At 62.1% G+C, this 7,526-nt stretch carries 7 protein-coding genes; all 7 read right to left on the bottom strand.

Annotated elements, in window-relative coordinates; all coding sequences use genetic code 11:
- On the bottom strand, nt 1–1,222 hold a 1,222-nt coding region (gene miaB, locus H5U38_07220; GenBank protein ID MBC7186807.1), incomplete at its 3' end, for a tRNA (N6-isopentenyl adenosine(37)-C2)-methylthiotransferase MiaB.
- A 49-nt stretch (nt 1,223–1,271) separates the two neighbouring features.
- A complete protein-coding gene (mtaB, locus tag H5U38_07215) occupies nt 1,272–2,660 on the bottom strand; it encodes a tRNA (N(6)-L-threonylcarbamoyladenosine(37)-C(2))-methylthiotransferase MtaB (GenBank protein MBC7186806.1) in 1,389 nt (462 codons plus the stop codon).
- Nucleotides 2,661–2,779: 119 nt separating this feature from the next.
- A complete protein-coding gene (gene rpsA, locus H5U38_07210; protein ID MBC7186805.1) occupies nt 2,780–4,879 on the bottom strand; it encodes a 30S ribosomal protein S1 in 2,100 nt (699 codons plus the stop codon).
- Nucleotides 4,876–5,820: a 4-hydroxy-3-methylbut-2-enyl diphosphate reductase gene (locus tag H5U38_07205; GenBank protein ID MBC7186804.1), complete on the bottom strand. Its 945-nt coding sequence runs from the start codon at nt 5,818–5,820 to the stop codon at nt 4,876–4,878. The genes rpsA and H5U38_07205 overlap by 4 nt, the downstream gene beginning before the upstream one ends.
- Nucleotides 5,795–6,604 (bottom strand): (d)CMP kinase, encoded by an 810-nt coding sequence (locus tag H5U38_07200; GenBank protein MBC7186803.1) that lies wholly within the window; start codon nt 6,602–6,604, stop codon nt 5,795–5,797. Before H5U38_07200 ends, H5U38_07205 begins: the two co-directional genes overlap by 26 nt.
- Nucleotides 6,510–7,334 carry an rRNA pseudouridine synthase gene (locus tag H5U38_07195; GenBank protein MBC7186802.1) on the bottom strand — a complete coding sequence of 275 codons (825 nt, stop codon included), beginning with the start codon at nt 7,332–7,334 and terminating at the stop codon, nt 6,510–6,512. Before H5U38_07195 ends, H5U38_07200 begins: the two co-directional genes overlap by 95 nt.
- A partial coding sequence (locus tag H5U38_07190; protein MBC7186801.1) for an SMC-Scp complex subunit ScpB occupies nt 7,264–7,526 on the bottom strand: 263 nt, incomplete at its 5' end. The genes H5U38_07195 and H5U38_07190, both read right to left, overlap by 71 nt.

Raw genomic sequence — 7,526 nt, 5'->3', positions numbered from 1 at the left:
CGATCATGTTTCCTTCGGTGCGGCCCATCACCTGCCGGGCCGACTTTTTGCTCCGTCCTTCGATGAGCACCTCGACGACTGAGCCAATACGCTGGCGGTTTTTCTCCAGAGTGATCTGCTTCTGCAGCGCAATGAGGTCCTCGAGCCTTGCCTGCTTCTCTTCCTCGCTCACCGTCTCTTGTAACCGAAAGGCCGCCGTACCTTCTCGGGGTGAGTATTTGAAGAGGAAGGCGGCATCAAACCGCGCCTCTTCCAGTAGGGAGCGGGTGGCCAAAAAGTCCGCCGCTTCTTCGCCTGGGAAGCCGACGATCACATCGGTGGTCAGAGCAATCTCCGGCATCACGCTGCGGAGCTCACCCAACAGCCGCAAGTACTGCTCTCTGGTGTAGCCGCGGTTCATCGCCTGGAGTATCCTGTCGCTCCCGGATTGCACCGGGAGGTGGACATGCTTGCAAATCACCTCGTGAGCGGCGATAGTGTGAATCAGCTTCGTGGACAGGTCCTTGGGATGGGAGGTGGCAAAACGCAGTCGGACCAAGCCTGGAATCTGAGCCACTCGGGCGAGCAAGTCGGCAAAATCGTGCCCGCCGTCGCGATAGGAGTTCACGTTCTGCCCAAGGAGCGTAACTTCCACGAACCCTTGGGCGACAAGTTTCTCCACCTCGGCGACGATCGACTCAACCGGGCGGCTCCTTTCCCGCCCCCGCGCGTAGGGAACCACGCAGTAAGAGCAAAAATTGTTGCACCCCCGCATAATTGCCACCCAGGCACTTACCCCCGGCTCGCGCACGGGCTCGATGTCTGCGTATGTCTCTGAGGCACACGAGGCGTCGCGCAGCTCGCCGACCATTCGTTTGTCAATGAGGCTGTCAAGAAGCGCAGGGAGCCGCCGGTATGCATCTGGCCCAAGCACAAGGTCCACGGCAGGGTGCTCTCTGAGGAGGCGCTCGCGGAGGCGTTCGGCCATGCAGCCGATCACCCCAAGCACCCGGCAGGCCCCATCGGACTTGAGCGCTTTCAGGGCGTTCAATCTGCCGCGCACCCGCCTCTCTGCACTTTCGCGAACGGAGCACGTGTTGACCAGGACGACCTCGGCTGCCGACAGGGACTCAGCTGCCTGGTAACCAGCGCCCTGCAAGATACCGGCTACGAGCTCGGAGTCGTACTTGTTCATCTGGCAGCCGTACGTCTCAATCCAGTATGTGCGTACTCTGTCACTCATTATGCACTGGACCAACGGGGCCTCTTGCTGGGAACAACGGCACCTGCCCTCAGTCACCTTCGCTGTGCGTGCAAACCACAGCAGGCTGTGCGCTGCCGATTGGGCGATGCCGTGCCGCCGTCCCCCTTCTGCGCATTTCTGCTGGATCAAGGTGACCAACCAGCGTGCCGTCCTCTGCAAGCGCATCCACATGGACGGCTGCGAGCACATTGCGGAGATCGCGCCCGCCGTTCGGAACGCGAACCCTCAAGTAGTTGTCGCTGATCCCGTGAACCCAGCCGTCTGTTTGGCGCTCGAACAGCACCTGCAGGGCGCGCCCCACAAAGCTTGCAGCGAATTGCATGCGCTTCTTCGCCCCCAGCGCGCGCAGACGAGCAGCTCTCTCCTCGGCCAAAGGTGCGGGCACTTGATTGCCCAAATCTGCCGCTGCGGTGCGCGGCCGCCTCGAATAGCGGAACACATGCAGGTAGGTCAAAGGAGCCTTCTGAACGCACTCCATCGTGGCGTGGAAATCGCTATCCTCCTCGCCTGGGTACCCGACAATTACGTCGCTGCCAATGCTCGCTTCCGGAAAGGCGGCGCGTAGCTTCCGCAGGCAATCTAAGAAGTCGCGGGCTGCGTATGGTCGCCGCATCGAGGCCAGGACTGCATCGCTGCCGCTCTGCAGCGGCACGTGAAAGTGGCGACAGACCTGCTGGTGCTCAGCAATGGCCTGCAAAAGAGGTGGCGTAATCTCCGTGCACTCAAGCGAACTGAGGCGGAAGCGGACCTCGGGCAATGCGGTACACAGACGGTACAGCAATGCCGCCAAGTCGGTACCGGGATGCAAGTCACGTCCATACGCGCCAATGTGCACGCCCGTGAGGACCAGCTCTTTGTGCCCTCGTTCGGCCAGGCGGGTGGCCCTGGCCACCACATCCTCCACCTCGGCACTCCGTGCCGGCCCGCGCGCGAGCGGCACGGTGCAATAGCTGCAGCCAGCGTCGCACCCGTCCTGAATCTTCAGGAAGGCGCGGGTCCGTGGCGTGGCGTCTCCCGGACAAGGAGCCACAAAGCGACGTTCTGGCCCGGCAACACGCACCACCGGCTCCTTGCGCTTCTGGCCCCCATTCAGGTATTCAAAAAGCTGGAACTTGGCTTCGGCGCCCAAAACTACATCCACACCCGGCAGGGCCGCAAGCTCCTCCGGGGCAAGCTGCGCGTAGCAGCCCGTCACCACGAGAAAGGCCTCGGGCTTTTCTCTGGCGGCGCGTCGCACTGCCTGGCGCGAGCATGCGTCCGTGCGCTGCGTCACGCTGCAGGTGTTAATCACCACCACATCGGCGGGAGCTCCAAAAGGCACGAGACGAAAGCCCCGACGGCAGAACTCCTCTGCCAGCATGGCGCCCTCGGCTTGATTGAGCTTGCAGCCCAGGGTGTAGATGGCTACTTTTCGCATGACACTCAAATGGCGGTGTCGGGCCACAAGATGGACCCGACACCCTCCACGTCATCACACAGATCCAGTTTCCTCAGCCACAACGGCGGAAACCAAGAATTGCGCCTCGCTGACCGACATCAGCCCCCCACCTCGTCGCCAGCGGCAGCGCCACTTTCCGCGGCAGGAGGCTCTGCCTGGGGCTGATCGCCCGCCTCGGCGTCTGCTGCCTTTGCCGGCTTCTTGCGGGTGACCTTTCGCTTGGGCTTCGGCTTCTCGACCGCTGCCTCTGCAGTAGGTTCGGCAGGTCCACTCGGCGCTTCCTCGACTGCCCCAACCTCTGGCGAAGGCACTTCAACAACCTCGGTCGGCGCGCTCGCCTGGGCTGCTGGTTCCGCCTCCGGCGTAGGTGCGCTTTCCGCCGCCACAGGCTCGCCCACGACGCTTTCGGGCGTCTCGCTGGCTTCGGCCTCAGCTGCCTCGGGCGCTCCCTTTTCTGGCTGCTCGGCGGCGCTCTTCTCTAAAGCCCTCTTCTCCGACAGAACGATGCGCTTGTTATCCTTGCTGAACTCGATCACGCAGAGTTCGATCTGTTCGTCGAGGTGATAGCCATCCGCCGGTTTGCTGATACCAGGCTTGGCCAGATGGGACATAGGAACAAAACCCTCGACGTCGCCGGGCAGCTCGACCAACAGGCCCTTCTCGATGAGCCGGGTGATTTTCCCGGTGACCAGGGTGCCGGGCCGATACATCTCCTCGAACCGGTCCCACGGGTTCTCTTGCGTCTGCTTGTACCCAAGCGAGATGCGGCGGTTCACAGGGTCCACCTTGAGGACGGTGACCGTAATCTCGTCGCCCTTCTTGATGACCTCTCCTGGGTGCCGCACTTTCTTGGTCCAGGAAAGGTCGGAGATGTGCACCAGACCGTCGATCCCTTCTTCCAACTCCACAAAGGCGCCAAAGTTGGTGAGATTGCGCACCTTGCCCTTGTGGATTGACCCGACCGGATAGCGTTCGGCGAGCGTCTCCCAAGGATCGGGTTGGAGTTGCTTCAGGCCGAGCGAGATCTTGCGCTCCTCCTTCTGCACGTTGAGCACCTTTGCCTGGATGATCTCACCCACGCTCAGGATCTTGGAGGGGTGCTTGACGTGCTGCGTCCACGACATCTCTGAGATGTGCACCAGGCCTTCGACGCCCTTTTCCAGCTCGACAAAGGCGCCATAGTCGGAGATGCTCACCACTTTGCCCTGCACCACCGAGCCGACCGGGTACTTCTTGTCGACGTCTTCCCAGGGATGCGGCTGAAGCTGCTTGTAGCCTAAGGAGATGCGATCTTTCTGTTCGTTAAAGTCCAACACAACGACCTTCAGCTTCTGGTCCAAAGAGACCACCTCTGAGGGGTGGTTCACCCGGCCCCAAGATAGGTCGTTGACGTGTAACAGGCCGTCCACGCCGCCAAGGTCGATGAACACACCGAAATCGGTGATGTTCTTCACGGTGCCTTCCAGCACCTGGCCGCGCTCCAACTCGGCAAGGATCTTCTCCCGCTGCCCGGCCATGGCCTCTTCCACGAGCACGCGATGGGAGACGACGATGTTCTTCCGGGCGTGATTGATCTTGACCACTTTGAGATCAAGGGTTTGCCCTATGTAGGCATCAAAGTCGCGCACCGGGCGGACATCGATCTGCGAGCCGGGTAGGAAGGCGTCGACGCCGTCGATGTCCACCACCAGGCCGCCTTTGATCCGCCGCACGCAGCGCCCCTTGATGACCTCGCCCTTCTCGTAGGACTGCTTGACCCTCTCCCAGACCTTCATGAAGTCGGCCTTGCGTTTGGAAAGGACCAGCTGTCCTTCCTGGTCTTCGATCTGGTCAAAGACCACCTCGACGTCGTCGCCCACTTTGAGCTCAGCCGGATTGGGGAACTCTTCAATGGGGATGGTGCCTTCCGATTTGAACCCGACGTCGACGGCCACCTCTTTCTCGCCCACGGCCAAGATCTTGCCTACGACGACCTCGCCCTCGACAAATTCGCTGAGGGTCTCCTCGTACATGCGCATGAGGGCTTCTCGTTCCTCAGGCGTGTACTCGTCGTCTTCCGCAGGCAGGTTCTGGGCCGGTTGCATCTGCTCAGATGCGGTGTGGCTGCCCACCTGATCCGCTGCGCTCTCACCTCCTTTCGTCGCGCCTTCGGCTGCGGCGTCCTGCGCGAACGCCTGTGTGGTGTCCTCGTTCATCATTCAGCACTACCTCCTTTTATGTGTTTTTCGTGCCCGCAGGTACGGGCAACGTGTGCTACGTGAGACGCCACCCTCTCCAACAACCAGCGTGGAGTGGAGGCCCCCCCTGTTATCCCCACCGCTTCCCCTGGGCCAAACCATCCTGCCTGAACTTCGTCCGCACTTTCCACCCAGAAGGAGCGCTTGTTGTTCTGCTGGCAAATATCGAACAATTGCCGTGAATTAGAACTCTCCTTGCCCCCGACAAACACGACCACATCGTGAGCACGTGCGAAGGCTGCGATGCTTTCCTGTCGGCGGCTCACAGAACGACAGGTGGTGTTAAACACCTCCAACGACGGCAGCCGCCGTCGCAACGCGGCCGCCACCTCATGAAAACGTGCCTCGGGTGCGGTCGTCTGCGCCACGAGGACCGTGGGCGGCCCTGGTGCAATCTTCCCTGCCTCTTCCAGCGAACCCACTACGACGGCCCCTTGTGGGCAATGGCCTACAAGTCCCAGAACCTCGGGGTGGTCCTTCTTGCCGAAGACCACCACGCGATAGCCTCGGGCGCAATAGTCTTTGACCAGCTGTTGCACGCGCCGCACGATAGGGCAGGTGCCGTCGACCACTTCCAGCCCTGCCTCTGCGAGGCGGGCCCGCAGCGACTCGGACACGCCGTGGCTGCGGATCAGCACGCGCCGCACCCCCAAGGTCCTCGGATCGCAGCTCTCCACTTCTTCCTGCGGAATGGTCAACAAGCCCTTCTGCTGCAGCCTTACCACTTCCGCAGGGTTATGAATCACCGGGCCGATGGAAGCTAACCTGCCCTTGGCGAGGGCTCCCTCTGCCAAGGCGATTGCCCGCGCCACGCCGGCGCAAAAGCCGGCATTCTCGTCTATGTCAACAGTCAGCGCGGAGCTTGGCTCTTGCCCCTCACGCCCGCGCTGCTCCAGTTTCACCGAGATGTTCCCGCACCTTCCGAAGAATGAGCTCGACCTGCTGGTCGATGCTTAGATCCGTCGTATCCACTTCGATTGCATCTGGGGCTTTGCGCAGCGGCCCATAGGCGCGCCGCGCGTCGTCCTGGTCACGGCGCTGTAACTGCGCAGCCAATTCCTCGAGGGGCGCCTGCACCGACTTGGCCGCGTATTCAGCCTGCCGGCGCCGTGCCCGCACTTCCAAAGAGGCGGTGAAGTAGAATTTGAGATCGGCATGAGGAAAGATCACAGTGCCGATGTCTCGCCCTTCTGCCACTACCCCGCCTCGGGCGCCAATGGCGCGCTGCAGGGCAACCATCTGCTCGCGCACAGCGCGGTTCGCCGCCACCGGGCCGATCTTCTCCGCGACCTCCGGCGCGCGGATGTCCTCGGTCACATCCTGCCCGTCCAAGAGCACGCGCAGATGTCCACCTTTCCGCTGCAATTGGATCGCCGTTTGGCGCGCCAGGGCGGCGACCTCGTGCTCGTCGGCAGGGTCAATGCCCTCGCGGATCACCTTGAGCGTGAGCGCCCGGTACAATGCCCCAGAATCCAGGTAAAGGTAACCCAACTTCTCTGCCACGAGGCGAGCCGTGGTGCTCTTGCCGGAAGCGGCGACGCCGTCGATGGCGATGATGAGCCTCCTGCGCCTTCCCTCCACCCTTTCCCTCTCAACCCTCCAAGGCCGCCAAGCAGTCCGTCGACGCAGGGCATGTACTTTTCCCTGCCAGACCGCCCGCTTGGTGAAGTTGTGCAACTTCCTCATCAGTCAGGTGGCGCCAGGAGCCGATTGGCAGCTCGCCCAAGCCGAGAGGGCCAAACGCCACTCTGCGCAGGAGGAGCACATGATAGCCCAGCGCCGCGAACATCCGCCTCACCTGTCTCTTGCGGCCCTCGCGCAAAGTGAGTTCCACCACCTTGCCATGCGGCGGGGCGTCCAACAGGCGCGCCTCGCACGGTGCCGTCATGCCGTCGTCCAAGGCAATTCCCTGACGCAACTTTGCAATATCGCGCACCGCCACCTCGCGGTCGAGCACCGCCACATAGGTCTTGGCGACTTTGAAGCGCGGGTGGAGGAGGCGATTGGTCAATTCGCCGTCGTCGGTCAGCAGGAGCAACCCCTCCGTGTCAATGTCCAGGCGGCCCACCGGGAACAGGCGCGAGCCCCTGGGCACAAGGTCGATCACTTTGGGCCTCCCGCGGGTATCACGCACCGTGGTCACATATCCCCGCGGCTTGTGCAGCATGATGTACACGTGGCCTTGTTTTGGCTTCACCACCTGCCCGTCCACAGCAACCTCGTCCCTCTGCTCGTCGACCCAGGTGGCCAGAGAGCTGACCGCCTCGCCGTTGACGGTGACGCGTCCGCTCCTGATGAGCTCATCACATGCCCGGCGGGAGGCAACTCCGCTGCCGGCCAGGAACTTATTGAGCCTCACCATCGTCGTCTTTTCCCTGGTCGACTCGGATTTCTCCTGGTGAAACCACTTCGACATCGACCTCCCCAGCCGTGGGTTCAGCTTCTTCTCGCGGCGCACGAGCCTTGAGCAGCGCCTCAACCTCCTCTAACGAGGGTAGGTCGGCAAGACTGTTGATACCAAAGTAGGCCAAAAAGTGCTCAGTCGTCTTGTACAGTACCGGCCGCCCGACGGTCGATGCTCGTCCCGCCATGGTGATGAGGTTGCGCT

This window comes from Calditrichota bacterium, assembly GCA_014359355.1.
Lineage (GTDB): Bacteria > Zhuqueibacterota > Zhuqueibacteria > JANLFK01 > Oleimicrobiaceae > Oleimicrobium.
The sequence above is the reverse complement of the archived record's forward strand: the minus strand, read 5'-3'. Positions and strand labels throughout refer to the sequence as shown.

Coding starts and splice junctions, on each gene's coding strand:
- mtaB (MBC7186806.1), bottom strand. CDS start 2,660: ATGCGAAAAGTAGCCATCTACACCCTGGGCTGCAAGCTCAATCAAGCC.
- H5U38_07195 (MBC7186802.1), bottom strand. CDS start 7,334: ATGTCGAAGTGGTTTCACCAGGAGAAATCCGAGTCGACCAGGGAAAAG.
- rpsA (MBC7186805.1), bottom strand. CDS start 4,879: ATGATGAACGAGGACACCACACAGGCGTTCGCGCAGGACGCCGCAGCC.
- H5U38_07200 (MBC7186803.1), bottom strand. CDS start 6,604: ATGAGGAAGTTGCACAACTTCACCAAGCGGGCGGTCTGGCAGGGAAAA.